Origin of the sequence: Amycolatopsis sp. (genome assembly GCF_035546795.1) — a bacterium.
Lineage (GTDB): Bacteria > Actinomycetota > Actinomycetes > Mycobacteriales > Pseudonocardiaceae > Amycolatopsis_E.
Map to the genome: position 1 here is coordinate 176,432 of NZ_DASZWC010000004.1, position 16,431 is coordinate 192,862.

General features: G+C 67.9%; 12 protein-coding genes and 1 pseudogene. 6 read left to right on the forward strand and 7 right to left on the reverse strand.

Annotation, left to right across the window (positions count from 1 at the left end; translation table 11 throughout):
* Positions 1-33 precede the first annotated feature (33 nt).
* The 3 genes from lipA to VHD82_RS06050 all read left to right on the forward strand — a co-directional run bounded on the left by lipA (position 34) and on the right by VHD82_RS06050 (position 2,397).
* The gene (lipA, locus tag VHD82_RS06040; RefSeq protein WP_325697852.1) at positions 34-1,035 is read left to right on the forward strand and encodes a lipoyl synthase; all 1,002 of its coding nucleotides are present in this window, start codon (positions 34-36) and stop codon (positions 1,033-1,035) included.
* A 98-nt stretch (positions 1,036-1,133) separates the two neighbouring features.
* Entirely contained in the window at positions 1,134-1,814 is a 681-nt protein-coding gene (locus tag VHD82_RS06045) for a DedA family protein (protein ID WP_325697854.1), read from the forward strand.
* Positions 1,792-2,397: a DinB family protein gene (locus VHD82_RS06050; protein ID WP_325697856.1), complete on the forward strand. Its 606-nt coding sequence runs from the start codon at positions 1,792-1,794 to the stop codon at positions 2,395-2,397. The genes VHD82_RS06045 and VHD82_RS06050 overlap by 23 nt, the downstream gene beginning before the upstream one ends.
* Here the strand turns inward: VHD82_RS06050 and VHD82_RS06055 are convergent.
* Positions 2,386-3,081, reverse strand: coding sequence for a copper homeostasis protein CutC (locus tag VHD82_RS06055; RefSeq protein ID WP_325697858.1), 696 nt, complete (start codon positions 3,079-3,081; stop codon positions 2,386-2,388). The two genes, VHD82_RS06050 and VHD82_RS06055, sit on opposite strands and share 12 nt — an antisense overlap.
* Before the next feature lie 9 nt (positions 3,082-3,090).
* Positions 3,091-4,998 carry an acyl-CoA dehydrogenase family protein gene (locus VHD82_RS06060; protein WP_325697860.1) on the reverse strand — a complete coding sequence of 636 codons (1,908 nt, stop codon included), beginning with the start codon at positions 4,996-4,998 and terminating at the stop codon, positions 3,091-3,093.
* A gap of 180 nt (positions 4,999-5,178) precedes the next feature.
* On the opposite strand from VHD82_RS06060, the gene VHD82_RS06065 reads away from it, so the two are divergent.
* Positions 5,179-6,048 (forward strand): patatin-like phospholipase family protein, encoded by an 870-nt coding sequence (locus VHD82_RS06065; RefSeq protein ID WP_325697862.1) that lies wholly within the window; start codon positions 5,179-5,181, stop codon positions 6,046-6,048.
* Positions 6,049-6,129: 81 nt separating this feature from the next.
* Here VHD82_RS06065 and VHD82_RS36750 read toward each other — a convergent pair whose 3' ends face one another.
* Positions 6,130-6,429: a hypothetical protein gene (locus tag VHD82_RS36750; RefSeq protein ID WP_414637463.1), complete on the reverse strand. Its 300-nt coding sequence runs from the start codon at positions 6,427-6,429 to the stop codon at positions 6,130-6,132.
* Between VHD82_RS36750 and VHD82_RS06070 the strand changes: the two genes are divergently transcribed.
* Both VHD82_RS06070 and VHD82_RS06075 read left to right on the forward strand, forming a co-directional pair.
* Complete coding sequence (locus VHD82_RS06070) at positions 6,347-7,408, forward strand: L,D-transpeptidase (RefSeq protein ID WP_414637458.1); 1,062 nt, start codon at positions 6,347-6,349, stop codon at positions 7,406-7,408. The two genes, VHD82_RS36750 and VHD82_RS06070, sit on opposite strands and share 83 nt — an antisense overlap.
* Before the next feature lie 73 nt (positions 7,409-7,481).
* Positions 7,482-8,229, forward strand: a pseudogene (locus VHD82_RS06075) (SIR2 family NAD-dependent protein deacylase).
* Positions 8,230-8,242: 13 nt separating this feature from the next.
* Here VHD82_RS06075 and VHD82_RS06080 read toward each other — a convergent pair.
* The 4 genes from VHD82_RS06080 to VHD82_RS06095 form a co-directional block, all read right to left on the reverse strand.
* Positions 8,243-9,403 carry a low temperature requirement protein A gene (locus VHD82_RS06080; protein WP_325697866.1) on the reverse strand — a complete coding sequence of 387 codons (1,161 nt, stop codon included), beginning with the start codon at positions 9,401-9,403 and terminating at the stop codon, positions 8,243-8,245.
* Between the two features lie 324 nt (positions 9,404-9,727).
* Entirely contained in the window at positions 9,728-11,203 is a 1,476-nt protein-coding gene (locus VHD82_RS06085) for an MFS transporter (protein ID WP_325697868.1), read from the reverse strand.
* Positions 11,204-11,698: 495 nt separating this feature from the next.
* Positions 11,699-15,268: a DNA polymerase III subunit alpha gene (gene dnaE / locus VHD82_RS06090; RefSeq protein ID WP_325697870.1), complete on the reverse strand. Its 3,570-nt coding sequence runs from the start codon at positions 15,266-15,268 to the stop codon at positions 11,699-11,701.
* Positions 15,269-15,556: 288 nt separating this feature from the next.
* Entirely contained in the window at positions 15,557-16,288 is a 732-nt protein-coding gene (locus VHD82_RS06095; RefSeq protein WP_325697872.1) for a G1 family glutamic endopeptidase, read from the reverse strand.
* Positions 16,289-16,431 lie beyond the last annotated feature (143 nt).

Genomic DNA, 16,431 nt, shown 5'->3' on the forward strand with positions numbered 1-16,431 from the left:
GGATACCGGATCATCCGGCGTAGGCTGGGGCGCGTGACTGTTGTGCCTGAAGGCCGGAAACTGCTGCGCCTGGAAGTCCGGAACAGCGAGACGCCGATCGAGAAAAAGCCCTCCTGGATCAAGACCCGGGCGAAGATGGGCCCGGAGTTCACCGAGCTGAAAGGCCTGGTGCGCAGAGAAGGCCTGCACACGGTCTGTGAGGAAGCGGGCTGTCCCAACATCTACGAGTGCTGGGAAGACCGCGAAGCCACGTTCCTGATCGGCGGCGACCAGTGCACCCGCCGCTGTGATTTCTGCCAGATCGACACCGGCAAGCCCGCCGACCTGGACCGCGAGGAGCCGCGCCGGGTCGCCGAGAGCGTGCAGGCGATGGGCCTGCGCTATTCGACCGTCACCGGCGTCGCGCGCGACGACCTGGAGGACGGCGGCGCCTGGCTGTACGCCGAGACGGTCCGCCAGATCCACGCGATGAACCCGGGCACCGGCGTCGAGCTGCTGATCCCGGACTTCAACGCCGAGCCCGGGCAGCTGGCCGAGGTGTTCTCGTCGCGGCCGGAGGTGCTGGCGCACAACGTGGAGACGGTGCCGCGGATCTTCAAGCGCATCCGCCCCGGGTTCCGCTACGCACGCTCCCTGGAAGTGATCACCAAGGCCCGTGTGGCCGGGCTGGTCACCAAGTCCAACCTGATCCTCGGCATGGGCGAGACCCCGGAAGAGGTCGAGCCCGCGATGCGTGACCTGGTGAACGCGGGCTGCGAGATCCTGACGATCACCCAGTACCTGCGTCCGTCCGTGCGGCACCACCCGGTCGACCGGTGGGTCAAGCCGGAGGAGTTCGTGCAGCACTCGCAGGCCGCCGAGGCGCTCGGGTTCGCCGGTGTGATGGCCGGGCCGCTGGTGCGCTCGTCGTACCGGGCGGGCCGGTTGTACGCGCAGACGAAGGCGCACCGCGGTGAGGAGCTGCCGGAGAACCTGGTGCATCTCGCCCAGGCCGGGCCCGCCGCGCAGGAGGCCAGCAGCCTGCTCACCCGCTAGCTCAGGGTTCGCTCAGGGATCTTCCCGGAACCGCCCGTCCCCACCCGCACGCTACCGTTGCCACGGCAACAAGGGGCAAAACGGACAGGGGGAAACAGGTGGCTGTCGTGACCGGAATCCTGGACTGGCTGCAGCACCTGCCGCAGCCGGCGCTGGTCGGCGCCACCGGCACGCTGGTGTTCTTCGAATGCACCATCGGCTTGGGTTTCCTGGCACCGGGCGAATCGGGGCTGCTGATCGCGGCGACGACGGCGCATACGGTGCCCAGGTTCCTGATCCTGTGGGCGGTGGTCACGGTGTGCGCGACGGCCGGGGATTCGATCGGCTACGGCATCGGCAGGCGCTGGGGGCCGCGCCTGCGGGAGACGAAACTGATCCAGAAGTACGGGATCGAGGGCTGGGACAAGGCCACCGGGGTCCTGCAACGGCGGGGCGTGTGGGCGGTGTTCTTCGCCCGGTTCCTGCCGGTGATCCGCACGCTGACGCCGGCCGCGGCGGGGACGTCGGGGCTCCCGTTCCGCAAGTTCCTGCCCGCCGCATTCGCCGGTGCGCTGTGCTGGTCGGCGCTGCACATCAGCATCGGCGTGGCACTGGGCGAGGCGGCGAAACGGATAGAAGGCCTGATCAACACCGGCGGTTTGGTCGTGATCGCGGTACTGGCCGCCGTCGGGGTGTGCTTCTTCCTGCGCCGCCGCAAGAAGCGTGCGGCCACCCCGAGCGCGAACACACCCACGTCTGACCCCGCCGGGTTGGGGCATGCTCGCACTCGTGATCGATGATTTCGTGAAGGAGTACCTGCACGATGAGCTGCGGGAGATCCGTGCGGTGCTGCTCCGGAAGCTCGACGGGCTGTCCGAGTACGACATCCGTCGTCCACTGACCTCGACCGGCACCAACCTGCTCGGCCTGGTCAAGCACCTGTCGGTGTGGGAGGCCCGGTACCTCGGTGAGGTCTTCGATCGACCGTTCCGCGAGTACGTCCCCCGGTGGCACGACCCCGCACGGCGCGGCACCGACCTGTGGGCGACCGAGTACGAAACACGCGAGGAGATCACCGGCCGCTACCAGCGCGTCTGGGCACACTCCGACGCGACCATCGCCGCGCTCGCCATCGATTCGCCCGGCCACGTGCCCTGGTGGCCACGTCCTGACGTGACGCTGTTCAACGTTCTGGTGCAGATCCTCACCGAAACCAGCCGGCACGCCGGGCACGCCGACATCCTGCGCGAACAGTTGGACGGCGAGGTCGACATGGACGCCGAAGAAATGGCCCGGCGGGGGCAGGATGCGGCCTTCTGGCAGCACCGGCGCGCGGAAATCGAGCGGGCGGCCAAGGCGGCCGATGCAGCGTCAGCGGGGTAGGGCGAGCAACTCCCGCGCTGCCTCCACGTCCAGCGTCGCGTGGGTGCCGAACTCCGGCACTTCCGGGCCGGCGGGCACCCGCGGCGCGGCGTGCAGATCCCGGACGCCGGTCGCTTCGACGATGCGCAGGGCGTTGTGCGGGCGCACGCCGCCGCAGGCCATCACCGACAAGCCAGGAGCAGCGGCGACCATGCGGGCGAGGACCGGTGCGCCGTCCTCCGCCCGCGTTGCGCCGCCGGAACTCAGCACACGGTGAAACCCAAGCGTGGCAAGGGTTTCCACCGCCGCAACGGGATCCCGGCAGGTATCGACCGCGCGATGACAGGTCACCTCGAGACCTTCGGCCGCCGCACGCAACTCGCCCAGCACCGAGGCGTCGAGCGAACCCTGCGAGGTCAGCGCCCCGACCACCACGCCAGCGGCACCCGCATCGACGGCCGCCGCCACATCGGTGAGCATCGCGTCCACTTCGGACGGTGCATACACGAACCCGCCGTCCCGTGGCCGGATCAGCACGTGCACCGGCACACTGCACCGCGCCGGCACCGCCCGCAGCAACCCGGGGCCCGGCGTGAGACCGCCGAGCGCGCCCGCCGAGCACAGCTCGATGCGATCCGCACCCAGCGCGTCGGCGGCGACAGCGCCCTCGACGGTGTCCGTGCTCAGTTCGATCCGCAGCCGCACCCCACCTGTCTACCGGAGGATCCGCCGCGCCACGCTCGTCTCCGTCGACTCCCCGGCGCGCCAGTCCGCGATCCACGGACCGGTGCCCTCGCTCGGGTCGAACACGCCCTCTTCCAGCCACGTGTACCGCCCGTCGAGCACCTGCGCGGTCACGTCGTGGTCGGCGTCGTCGGTGTTGTCCCACAAGGCGTTGAACAGCTCCTCGATCCGCAGTCGTGACTGACGGCAGAACACGTCCGCCAGCTCCCGCGCCGCGGCCGAATCCTGCATCTCGGCCCGCACGCAGCCGGCCGCCATCGCGAACAGCTCCGCCCCGATGTCCACGATCCGGCCGAGGAATCCCTGCCGCTTCTCCAACGCCGCCTGCCACCGCGCCATCCCGTAGAACGTCGAGCGCGCCAGCTTCCGCGACGTCCGTTCGATGTAACGCAGGTGCGGAGCCAGCACGCCGAACTCCTTGAACGACGCCGGGTTCTGCCCGCGCCCGGCCACCAGCTGCGGTAACCACTTCGCGTAGAACCCGCTCGCCTTCGCCGCGGCTTTGGCCTTCGCCTGCAGATCGGCCTCCGCGTCCGCCAGCGCCCCGGCCGCGGCCAGGTGCGCGTCGACGGCTTCACGGGCGATCAGCAGATGCATGATTTCCGTGGAGCCCTCGAAGATCCGGTTGATTCGCAGGTCCCGCACCAGCTGCTCGACCCCGACCGCACGCTCTCCGCGCGCGGCCAGCGAAGCCGCCGTTTCGTAGCCGCGCCCGCCGCGGATCTGCATCAGCTCGTCGGCCACCTTGCACGACATCTCGCTCGCCCACAGCTTCGCCAGTGCCGCCTCGATGCGGATGTCGTTGCGGCCCTCGTCGCTCATATGCCCGGACAGCTCCTGCACGCTCTCCATCGCGTAAGTCGTCGCCGCGATGAAGGAGATCTTGTTCGCCACCGCGGCGTGCTCGGCGATCGGCTTGCCCCACTGCACCCGTTCCGCCGACCACTCCCGCGCGATCTTCAGGCACCACTTCCCCGCGCCCGCGCACATCGACGGGATCGACAGCCGGCCGGTGTTCAGCGTGGCGAGCGCGATCTTGAGCCCCTTGCCTTCACCGCCCACCACGTTCTCCTTGGGCACGCGCACCCGGTGGAACCGGGTGACCCCGTTTTCGATACCGCGCAGGCCCATGAACGCGTTGCGCCGCTCCACCGTGATCCCCGGGCTGTCCATCTCGACGATGAACGCCGTCACCCCGCCCCGGTGCCCCTCGGACTTCGGCACCCGCGCCATCACGACGACGAGTTCGGCCACGACACCGTTGGTGGTCCACAGCTTCACGCCGTCCAGCTCGTAGGCCTCGCCGTCCTCGGTCGGCACCGCGGCGGTGGCCAGCCGGGCCGGGTCGGAGCCGACATCGGGCTCGGTCAGCAGGAACGCCGTGATCGCGCCTTTCGCGCACCGTGGCAGGAACTTCTCCTTCTGCTCCGGGGTTCCGGCGAGTTTCAGCGGCTCGGGCACGCCGATGGACTGGTGCGCCGAGAGCAGCACACCGAGCGTGGGATGCACCGAGCCGACGAGCATCAGCGCCCGGTTGTAGGCCACCTGGGTGAGCCCGAGGCCGCCGTAGGACTCGGGAATCTTGATGCCGAAACAGCCGAGTCCGGCCAGGCCCTTGACGTACTCGTCCGGGATCTGCGCCTCGCGTTCGATCACCGCCCCGTCGATGGTGGCGCAGTACTCGCGCAGCGCGCCGAGGAAACGCTCGGCCTTGGCCGCGGCCTCCGGCGTGGGCTGCGGATGGGGATGCACCAGGTCCAGCCGGAACCGGCCGAGGTAGAGCTCCTTGGCGAAGGAGGGTTTCCGCCAGTCCGTCTCCCGCGACTCCTCGGCGAGAGCACGGGCTTCCTGCTCCGTCACCTTCGGTTGCACAGTCATCCGCCAGCCTCCTCGAATGAGCCGTTGTGACCTGCGTTACTCTCCAGTGTTACCCCTGGGTAGCGATTGGCGATAGTCCCGAATCCAGGTGGGTCATGCCGGTCACGCTGGAATGGCCGCGGCCGCACCGGCACGGCACGATGCGAAGGGAGACGGTCCGCATCAGGAAAGGCCAGGCCGATGCCCGGATTGACGTTGCCCCGCCCGGTCGGCTTCGTACTCGGTGGGGGCGGCAGCCTCGGCGCGATACAGGTGGGGATGCTGCAGGCGCTCACCGAAGCGGGGCTGACGCCGGATTTGGTGGTGGGCACCTCGGTCGGCTCGCTCAACGGAGCGGTACTCGCCCTCGACCCTGGCGACGCGGTGAACCGGCTGCGCAAAACGTGGGTGCACATGACGCGGCACGAGGCGTTCCCCGGCGGGCTGCTCAGCCAGGTCCGCACGCTGCGGCACGCGAAGACGCATCTGTTCCCCAACGACGGGCTGGCCACGATCATCGCCGAGCACCTCGGCGCGGAAACGACGTTCGAGGATCTCGCACTGCCGCTCGGCGTGGTGACGACCGACGTGGACACCGCGGAGCCGAGATTGTTCCGCACCGGCCCGCTACGGCCGACGCTGCTCGCGAGTTCGGCGATTCCCGGTATTTATCCCCCGGTTTCACACGAGGGGAAATTGCTCTACGACGGTGGCCTCGTGGCGAACGTGCCGATGCGCCAGGCGCTCGGGATGGGCGCGAAATCGTTGGTGGTACTGGATTGCGCCTTTCCCGGCCAGGTCCCGTCCCCGCTGCGGACGATGGCCGAGGTATTGATGTACACGGCAATGGTGAGCATGCGGAATCAAGCGGTGCTCGAAGCGCCGTACGCGGCGGCCGAGGTACCGGTGGTCTACCTGCCGGGCCCGGCACCGGTACGGTTGAGCCCATTGGATTTCAGCCATACCGAAGAACTCGCCGCCGGCGCCTGCGAAGCCGCCACGGAATACCTCAAGGGCCTGGTCGTCGACGGGCCCGGGCTTTACGGCGGACCAGGCGTGAAAGTCCTGTGAAGCCCGGGAAAAACGGAGTGACCCACGCCACTACGGCACAACAAGCCGGGTGGCGGGGCGTCTTTCCCAGCGCGGTAGCTTTTACGCCAGGCGTGCCCCCTCCAGACCTCCAAAAAGAGACGACATGTTGTTGAAGAAGGTTTTACCGTCCTCCGGCAGAACTCGATCCGGCCTGATCGCCGGTCTGTTGGCGACTGCGCTCGCGATTTCCGCGTGCAGTTCCGGCAATTCGGGCAACGACAGCAATACCGGCACGAATGGCGGCACCGGCCCGTCGTCGGCCGCCCCGGCGGTCGCGGTGTCGATCGAGCCGGCCGCCGATTCGACGAACGTCAACCCCACCACGCCGATCGTCGTCAAGGCGAGCAACGGCACGCTCACCGACGTGACCGTGACCAACAGCGCCAAGGGCACGAAGGTCGCCGGCACGCTCTCGGCCGACAAGACGACGTGGACCTCCAAGGACGTACTGGGGTACGGCTCGACCTACCAGATCGACGCCAAGGGCGCGGACAGCTCGGGCAAGACCACCGAACAGCAGAGCAAGATCAGCACACTGAGCCCCGCCAAACAGGCCAACGCGAACCTGATCCCGGCGCCGTCGGCGGTCGCGTCGACCGGGGTGGGCGTCGGCCAGCCGATCGTCTTCCAGTTCAGCTACGCGGTGAAGAACAAGGCCGACGTGGAGAAGCAGCTGTCGGTCAAGTCCAGCCCCGCACAGGAGGGCGGCTGGTACTGGGTGGACGACAAGAACGTGCACTACCGGCCGAAGGACTACTGGCAGCCGGGCACCACGCTGACGGTGACCGCGAACATCTACGGGGTGGACTTCGGCAACGGCATCTTCGGCGCGGAGGACCGCACGGAGACCTACCACGTGCACGACTCGTGGATCGCGAAGGCCGACGGCAACACCGAGCAGATGCAGATCTTCCACAACGGGCAGATGGTCAAGACGATGCCCATCTCGATGGGCAAGGACGCCACCCCGACGCATCTGGGCGCGCACGTCATCTCGTTCAAGTCCGCGAACTACACGATGGACTCGTGCACCTACGGAGTCTGTCAGGGCGATCCGAACTGGTATCGCTCGGACGAGAAGTTCTCCGAACGCATCTCCAACGACGGTGAGTTCGTCCACGAGAACCCGAACAGCGTCGGCGCGCAAGGCAGTTCGAACGTGTCGCACGGCTGTATCAACCTCAACGCCGCGAACGCCGAGTGGTTCTTCAACAACCTGGGCCTCGGCGACGTGGTGGAGGTGAGCAACTCCGGCGGGAAGCAGCTGCCGGTGTGGGACCTCTACGGCGACTGGGCGCTGTCCTGGAGCCAGTGGCAGGCCGGTTCCGCCATCAAGTGACGTGGCTCCCCGATGCGGGGCGTCTCCACGGAAAAATTCCGTGCGGGGCGCCCCGCATTGTCATGATGGGGGTATGAGCGAGGTGGAGACGGCCCGGCAGCTGCTGCGGGACGCGAGCCGGATCGTGGTGCTGTCCGGCGCGGGGGTGTCGACGGAGTCGGGCATCCCGGACTTCCGTGGCCCGCAGGGCGTGTGGACACAGAACCCGGCCGCGGAGAAGCAGTCGCACATCGACGAGTACGTGAGCAGCCGCGAGGTCCGGGAGAAGTCCTGGCAGGCGCGGCTGGACCACCCGGCGTGGCGGGCGAAGCCGAACGCCGCGCATCGGGGCGCTGGTGAGCCTGGAGCGTTCCGGACGGCTGGACACGTTGCTCACCCAGAACATCGACGGTTTGCACCAGCAGGCGGGTTCGGATCCGGCCAAGGTCGTCGAGCTGCACGGGACGATCGCCGACACCATCTGCCTGTCCTGCGACGATCGGCGCGACATGCAGGAGACCCTGGACCGGGTGCGCGCGGGCGAGGCCGACCCGGAATGCTTGGTGTGCGGCGGAGTTCTCAAGTCCGCGACGATCTCGTTCGGTCAGCCGCTGGACGCCGGAGTGCTCGACCGCGCCCGGCTCGCGGCATTGAGCTGTGACCTGATGCTGGCCGTCGGCAGTTCGCTGACCGTGCACCCCGCCGCCGGCCTGGTCGGGATCTCGGCGGCCGCGGAGGCGAACGTCGTGGTGTGCAACGCATCCGAGACGCCTTACGACGACGTGGCGGATGTCGTGCTGCGCGAACCGCTCGGCGAGGTGCTTCCGGCGATCGTGGCCTGAAACGGCAGCTCGGCTAGACCTCGCTTGTGTCGCCCTGCTTGGCGAGCACGTTCGTCACCACCAGCGCGGCGGTGACGAGCGCCGCGAGGTAGGTACCGCCGGTCAGGAACGACGTGCCCAGCACGAGCACCACGGCGAGCGGGTACGCGATGGCGATCGGGCGGCACTCGTTGCGCGGCCCGACGTGCAGCAGCCACACACTCAGCAGGTACACCGCCACCGGCACGGTCAGCGTCAGTGCCGCGCCGACTTCGCCGAGTCCGCCCGGCTCGATCGCCACCTCGAGCCCGACCCCGACGGCCGCGGCGGAGGCGAAGATCAGGTAGTGCCCGTAGCCCCAGACGAACCCGTTGCGGAACTGGGCCAGCCGCCGGTGCCCCGGCTGGTCGAAATACAGCCACCACAAGGAAAAGACGATCACCAGCCCGGCAGCGGCGATCGCGATCAGCCTGCCGACGCCGTGCCCGCTGCTCAGCCCCTCCTCGATCGCGGTGGTCGCGGCGAGCACGGATTCACCGAGCACGATGAGCGTGAACAGGCCGTACCGCTCGGCGATGTGCTCGGGATGCCAGGTGGTGGCGGCCGGCCGTTCCGCCCACAACGGCACCAGGATCTCGGCCAGTGCGAGCAGCAGGAAACTGGGCAGGAACCAGGATTCCGGCACGAAAAGCCGCAGCACCCAGCCGACCTGCACGATCGTGATGCCCAGCGCGAAGCGCAGCGCGGTGGCGTGATGCGCCGGAGCCGTGCGCGCCGCGCGCAGCCACTGAGCCACCATCGCCAGCCGCATCAGCACGTACCCGGCGACGATCGTGGTGAGGTCGTTGTGCCAGGCCGCGGGCACCCCGGCCGCGACCACCAGCGCACCGGCGATCTGCACGAACGTGGCCAGCCGGTAGGGCACGTCGTCGGTGTCGAAGGCCGACGCGAACCAGCTGAAGTTCACCCAGCCCCACCAGACCGCGAAGAACACCACGAGGAAAGTGATGATCCCGTGGCCGATCTCGTGTTCGGTGAGCGAATGGTGCAGCTGCCCCGCCGCCTGGCTCACCGCCACCACGAAACACAGGTCGAACAGCAGCTCGAGCGGGGTCGACGCACGATGCCGCTCGCCCCTGTCGCGGGCGGACATGGGCCGGTACCACCTGCGCACGCGCGCGGGCTCCACGGACATCTCGGCTCTCTCCCCTCGTCCGGATGTCCGTCATCCCACCATGTACGTGACCCGGGTGGGCCCGACTCCCCCTCGCGAGGCCCACCCGGGCACCTGCCTTCGATCCCGCGCCGAACGGTCCCCCGCAGACGCCGACGACGGGCATCAGGAATGAGCGATGTCTCCGGCTCGAAACCAGTTCGGAGCGGCTACGGCTCGTTCGCCTCGTGGTCCCATCCCCGGACCGCGAGCCGAACCGCCACATCCCTAGCGAATCCCTCATGGTGAAGGCGAGACAACATTTACCCGGTTGCTCTCCGTAGCACCAGCCAAATGGGCTGACGATCACTCAGATGGAGCAGCCATCGTGACGTGCTGTAGTTGATCACCCGAGGCCCGCGCACGGCGCGCCCGCAGCTCCCCGATCCCGAGAATCAGTGCCACCAGCACAAACCCGACGGCGCACAGCATGGCCACCGCCAACCCCGTAGTGAACTCACCATGTGTCGCTGCGACTACGGAACGCAACACTCCGGCCAATACGGCGGTGCCGATCGCGGTCCCGATCCGCTGCCCTGTTTGCAGAGCGCCACCAGCGACCCCCGCCATCCTCGTCGGCACGCATTCGAGGGTGAGCGTCGTGTTCGGCGAGATCACCATGCCCCCGCCGATCCCGCCGACCAGCAACGGCGCGATGAGGAACAGGCCGAGGTGTTCGGTGTTCGGCAGCAGCCACGCGAGCAGCGCCACCGTGAGCAAACCGAGCGCGACGAGGGACAGCCCGGTCACGGTGAGCCGCCGCCCCCAGCGCGGCACCAGCCGCCCCGCCACCGCGGCCGCGATCGCCGAGCCGATCGCGAAGGGCGTCACGGACAATCCCGACTGCAGCGGCGAATAACCCAGGCCCTGCTGGAAAAAGATCGCGAAAACCAGCCAGATCCCGGCGAACCCGCAAAAGTAGACGGCACCGAGCGCCGCACCCGAGCCGTAGCCGGGAGTCGAGGTGAACAACCGGATATCAATCAACGGCGACCGCGCCACCCGCACCACCCGGCGCTCCCACAACACGAAGGCCACCCCGAAGGCGACCGCGACCGGGAACAGCCACCAGAGCCTGGCCAGGCCGTCCTGCTCGGACTCCACGAGTGGCAGCAGTACGCCGAGCACAGTCAGGCCCAGCAACCCGATGCCGACGAAATCGATCTCGTGCCGAAGACTGAACCGCCGGCCCGGTCTGCCGGGCACCAGCTTCATCGCCAGCGCGAACGCGACCACCCCGATCGGCACGTTCACGTAGAACACCCAGCGCCAGCCGTTCTGCTCCCCGAACAGCGCCAGAATCACCCCGCCCAGCACCGGCCCGACCGCCGTCGAAATCCCGACCACCGCCCCGAAGATCCCGAACGCCTTCGCCCTTTCCGCGCCACGGAACAGCTCCTGGATCAGCCCCGAGTTCTGCGGCGTGAGCATGCCCGCCGCAGAACCCTGCAGCAGCCGCGCCACGACCAGCCACACGTCGTTCATGGCGGCCCCCGCCAGCGCACTGGTCGCAACAAACGCCGCCAGCGCGATCAGGAACATCCGCCGCCTGCCCAGCGCGTCACCGAGCCGGCCACCCGAAACCAGCACGAGCCCGAACGTGAGCGCGTAACCGGACACCACCCACTGCGCCGTCCCCGCGTCCGCGCCGATCCCCTTCTGGATGGACGGCAGGGCCACGTTCACGATGCTGACGTCGAGCAGCCCCATGAACCCGGCGGCGAGCGTGACCGCCAGCGCCTTCCAACGGAGCGGGTCGGGCTGGTATTCGCTATCCGTCACACTTCCATCCTCACTCGGTTAGCGACGGTAAGCATTTTTTGGGGCGGCTTTTGGGTGGATGGGGCGCATTGCGGTGCGGGAGGGGTGGGAGCGCGCGGGGCGGGGCCGGAGCGCGCGGGCAGAGCGGAGCGCGGCGGGCAGAGCGGAGCGGAGCGGGCAGGCCGGAGCGCGGCGGGCGGAGCGGGCGGAGCGGGGCGGGACGGGCGGAGCGGGGCGGAGCGGGACGGGCGGAGCGGGGCGGAGCGGGGCGCGCGGGAGAGGAGCGGTGCGGGTTGCGGCAGCAACGGGCGCGCGTGGCCGCGCTTTGGGGCCCCTCCCCGCTCCGATGTGTGAGTGTTGGCGGTTCCGGCGCCGTGTCAAGGCGGGAAAGATGCCTCGACTCGACTCGGGAACCGCGGGTGCGGCTTGGGATCGGTGCGGGGAGGGGCCTGGCCGGGGCGGTGGTGCCGTTGCGTTCGACTGGCCAGCTGCGGCGCCGTGGGTATGCCGCCGTGGCTAGGTGCCGGCGGTGATGCCGGGGATGCCTTTCAGCTCGCCCATCAGCATCGACGTCACCTTGACCGGGTAGTCGTACAGCGCGAAGACCGTCTCGTTCTGGCGGCCGATCAGTTTGAGGCGTACGGGAGTATCGCCCTTGTGCGCGAGCAGGGTCTGCTTCAGCTCACCGACCACGCTCTTGTCCAAGCGCTCGGCGGAGCAGTTCAGCATCAGTGGCGGGTCATCCTCGCCGTTGCCGATTTCGGAGAGGTCCAAGGGCACCAGGCCACCGCCGAAGACGGACATCTTGTCCTCCCGCCAGTTGACCCGGCCCTTCACCAGCACGGCGTTGTCTTCGATCAGATCCGCCGAGAACATCGCGTAGGACTTGGGGAAGAACAGCACCTCCAGCGAGGCATCCATGTCCTCCACGGTGCAAATCGCCCAGGGCTCGCCTTTTTTGTTCACTCGCCGCTCGAGTGAGGTGATCAAGCCGGAGACGATCAGCTCGCCTTCCTTCGGCGGGTTGTCCAGGATCGCCGCGATCGGGCGCGGTGCGTGCTTGCGCAGGATCCGCTCGGCGCCGTCCAGCGGGTGTGCCGACACGTACAGGCCCAGCATTTCCCGTTCGTAGGAAAGCAACTGCTTGCGAGGCCACTCGTCCTCGGTGAACTTCAGATGCGCCAACGGTGACGACGACGGAGCGGGCTCGGCATCCTCTTCACCGCCGAAGCCGAAGAGGTCGAACTGGCCCATCGCCTCCTGCCGCTTCAACGGCACGACCGCATCGACCGCGTCCTCGTGCACGCCGATCATCGACAGGCGGGTGTTGCCGAGCGAGTCGAAAGCGCCGGCCTTGATCAGCGATTCGATCACCCGCTTGTTGCAGGCCACCAGCTCGGACTTGTCCAGGAAGTCCGTGAACGACGAGTACTTGCCCTTTTCGTTGCGCGTCTTGATGATCGACTCGACCACGTTCGCGCCCACGTTGCGGACCGCGCCCATGCCGAAGCGGATGTCGTCCCCGACGGCGGCGAAGCGCTGGCCCGACTCGTTGACGTCGGGCGGGAGCACCTTGATCCCGAGCCGGCGGCACTCCGAGAGGTACACAGCCGACTTGTCCTTGTTGTCACCGACCGAGGTCAGCAACGCGGCCATGTACTCAGCGGGGTAGTTCGCCTTCAGGTACGCCGTCCAGTAGGAGACCAGGCCGTACGCGGCGGCGTGGCTCTTGTTGAATGCGTAACCGGCGAACGGGAGGATCGTGTCCCACAGCGCCTGGATGGCCTCGTCGGAGAAGCCGTTCGACCTCATCCCGGCGTGGAAGCCCTCGAACTCCTTGTCGAGAACCTCCTTCTTCTTCTTACCCATCGCGCGGCGGAGCACATCCGCTCGGCCCATCGTGTAGCCGGCGACCTTCTGCGCGATGTGCATGATCTGTTCCTGATAGACGATCAGGCCGTAGGTGTCGGCCAGGATCTCCTTCAGGGGCTCTTCCAGCTCGGGGTGAATCGGCTTGACCTGCTGCCGCCCGTTCTTGCGGTCGGCGTAGTCGTTGTGCGCGTTCATCCCCATCGGGCCGGGGCGGTACAGCGCGCCGACCGCGACGATGTCGTCGAAGACCGTCGGCTGCATACGGCGCAGCAGGTCCCGCATCGGGCCGCCGTCCAGCTGGAACACGCCGAGCGTGTCACCACGGGAAAGCAGTTTGTACGTCTCCGGGTCGTCCACGCCCAGGGTGTCGAGATCGACGTCGCCGCCGCGGTTGGCCTTGATGTTGTCGATCGCGTCGCCGATGACGGTCAGGTTCCGCAGGCCGAGGAAGTCCATCTTCAACAGGCCGATGGCTTCACACGAGGGGTAGTCCCAGCCGGTGATGACCGAGCCGTCGTCCCGCTGCCACAACGGGATCGCGTCCATCAGCGGCTCGCTGGACATGATCACCGCGCAGGCGTGCACACCCGCGTTGCGGATCAGGCCCTCCAACCCGCGCGCGGTGTTGAAGATCGTGCCGACCTCTTCGTCGGTCTCGATCAGCGACCGCACCTCCGCGGCCTCGCCGTACCGCTCGTGCTGCGGGTTGACGATGCCGGACAGCGGGATGTCCTTCGCCATGATCGGCGGGGGCAGCGCCTTGGAGATCCTGTCCGCGATCGCGTAGCCGGGCTGGCCGAAGTGCACGCGCGCGGAGTCCTTGATCGCGGCCTTGGTCTTGATGGTGCCGAAAGTGATCACCTGCGCGACGCGGTCGGCGCCGTACTTCTCGGTGGCGTATCGGACCATCTCGCCGCGACGGCGGTCGTCGAAGTCGATGTCGATATCGGGCATCGAGACGCGCTCGGGGTTGAGGAACCGCTCGAACAGCAGCTTCTGCGGGATCGGGTCCAGGTTTGTGATACCGAGGACATACGCGACCAGCGAACCGGCGGCGGAACCACGGCCGGGGCCGACCCGGATGCCCACCTCGCGCGCGTGGTTGATGAGGTCGGCGACGACCAGGAAGTACGCCGGAAAGCCCTTCCCGATGATGACTTCCAGTTCCTTCTCGATGCGCTCGTCGTAACCCTCGGGCGCGCCCTGCGGGAACCGCCACTTCATACCGCGCTGGACCTCGGCGCGCAGCCAGCTGGCCTCGTCATGCCCCTCGGGCACTTCGAAGACCGGCATGCGGTCCTTGTGGGTGTAGACGTCCTCGTAGCTTTCGACGCGCTCGGCGATCATCAGCGTGGTGTCGGCCGCGCCCGGGACCTCGGTGTCCCAGTACTCGCGCATCTCCGCGGCGGACTTCAGGTAGTAGCCGTCGCCGTCGAACTTGAACCGGTTCGGGTCGTTCAGCGTCTTGCCGGCCTGCACGCACAGCAACGCCGAGTGGTTGTCCGCCTGGTCCTTGGTGACGTAGTGCGAATCGTTGGTGGCCAACGGCTTCAGGTCGAGCAGCTTGCCGATCTCCAGCAGGCCCTCACGCACCGAGCGCTCGATCGGCAGCCCGTGGTCCATCAGCTCGAGGAAGAAGTTGTCCGCCCCGAAGATGTCCTTGTAGTCCGACGCCGCCTGGATCGCGGCCTCTTTCTGCCCCAGCCGCAACCGGGTCTGCACCTCGCCCGAGGGGCAGCCGGTGGTCGCGATGATGCCGGCGGCGTTCTCCGCGATCAGCTCGCGGTCCATCCGGGGCTTGCGGTAGTAGCCCTGCATCGACGCCACCGACGAGAGCTTGAACAGGTTCCGCAGGCCGGTGGCGTTCTCCGCCAGCATCGTCATATGCGTGTACGCGCCACCACCGGAAACGTCACCGCCCTCGCCGTACTCGTCGGCACCGCGCTGGTTGGACTGGCCCCAGAACACCGGCTTCTTGTGGAACCGCGACTCTGGCGCGATGTAGGCCTCGATGCCGATGATCGGCTTCAGGCCGGCCTTCTTCGCTTCCTGGTAGAACTGGTCGGCGCCGTACATGTTGCCGTGGTCGGTCATCCCGACCGCCGGCATCTCCAGCCGTTTGGCCTCCGCGAAGAGCGGAGCGATCTTCGCCGCACCGTCGAGCATCGAGTACTCGGTGTGCACATGCAGGTGAACGAAGGAATCGTTCGACACCGGCGAAAACCTCCCCTTGAGCGGTACCACCACAACCCTGAGCCGCCAGCCTAGCCCGGGGCACCGACAGTTTCGCGCAGACGTGCCGGGGCGGCTTTGTCGACCGGTGAATGTGTTCTGGGCCAACGGTTACGCGGGCACCACGCCACAGTGCCCGGTCGAGGCGAGGAGGGGCAGCGCGCCGGGAAATCGCGCCAAAGATGGATGCGGACGCGCTCGCTGCGTTCTTCGTGGGACCGCCGCCCGTGGTGACCGGCGTCTCGCCGAGCACCACGGGCGGTCCGCTCGTCAGCCGGTGTAGGACACCGAGAACCCGTTGCCCGCGGAGTTCGGGTCGGACGGGGTCGAGTAGTTGATGCCGTTCTGCCGCAGGATGATCTTCTCCGAGCTGACCAGGCCCGGGTTCGCCCCGTTCACGGTCAGCCCGCTGAAGGAGAAGGTCGAGAAGTGCGCCACGGCGGCCTGCGAGCCGTTCACCGTCGGCGCTTCCTGCACGTACTCGGCGGACTGGCCCGGCCCGGTGTAGGTCTTGGTGGCCGACCAGGATTTGCCGGTGCTGTTGTCCTTGAGCGAGATCACCCATTTGGACCCGCTCGATTTGGCCACCGAAGCGGTGATCGAGTCGCCCGGCGAAATGGTGATTCCGGAAATGGTGACCGAGTACGCGGGCAGGATTTCCCACCACGCGGAATATTCCGCGTGCCCGTTGGTGTAATCGGATTCGGTGCCGGTCTGGATCAGATTCGAGTTGCCGTCACCGTCGATGCCGACCCAGGCCGAGGAGTAGGTGGAGTTGCTCGTCGCGGAGACCGAGGGCACGGTCCAGGTCGCCTGCGCCGACGTGTAGCCGCTGCCCGTTTCGGCGTAGCCGGACCAGTTCGAGGAGTAGGAGGCGTTGTGGGCGTGGGAGAGGACGTGGGCTGCCGCGTTGGTGCTCGCCGCCACGGCGGGGACCGAGGCCGTGGCGAACGCGAGCGCGGCACCGGAAACGAGAACTAGTAGCCGGCGTCTCCGACTCATTGTGATTCTCCTTTACGGAATGGAGTGGGGGAGTCACTCCTGAGAGATTTACTAACCGCCGTTTCACCCCTGGGGCAAGAATTTCCCGCGCAGTCCCTACTTTGGTCGGGGAACAATTCGGACGTTCACTGCGCTAGCGGACC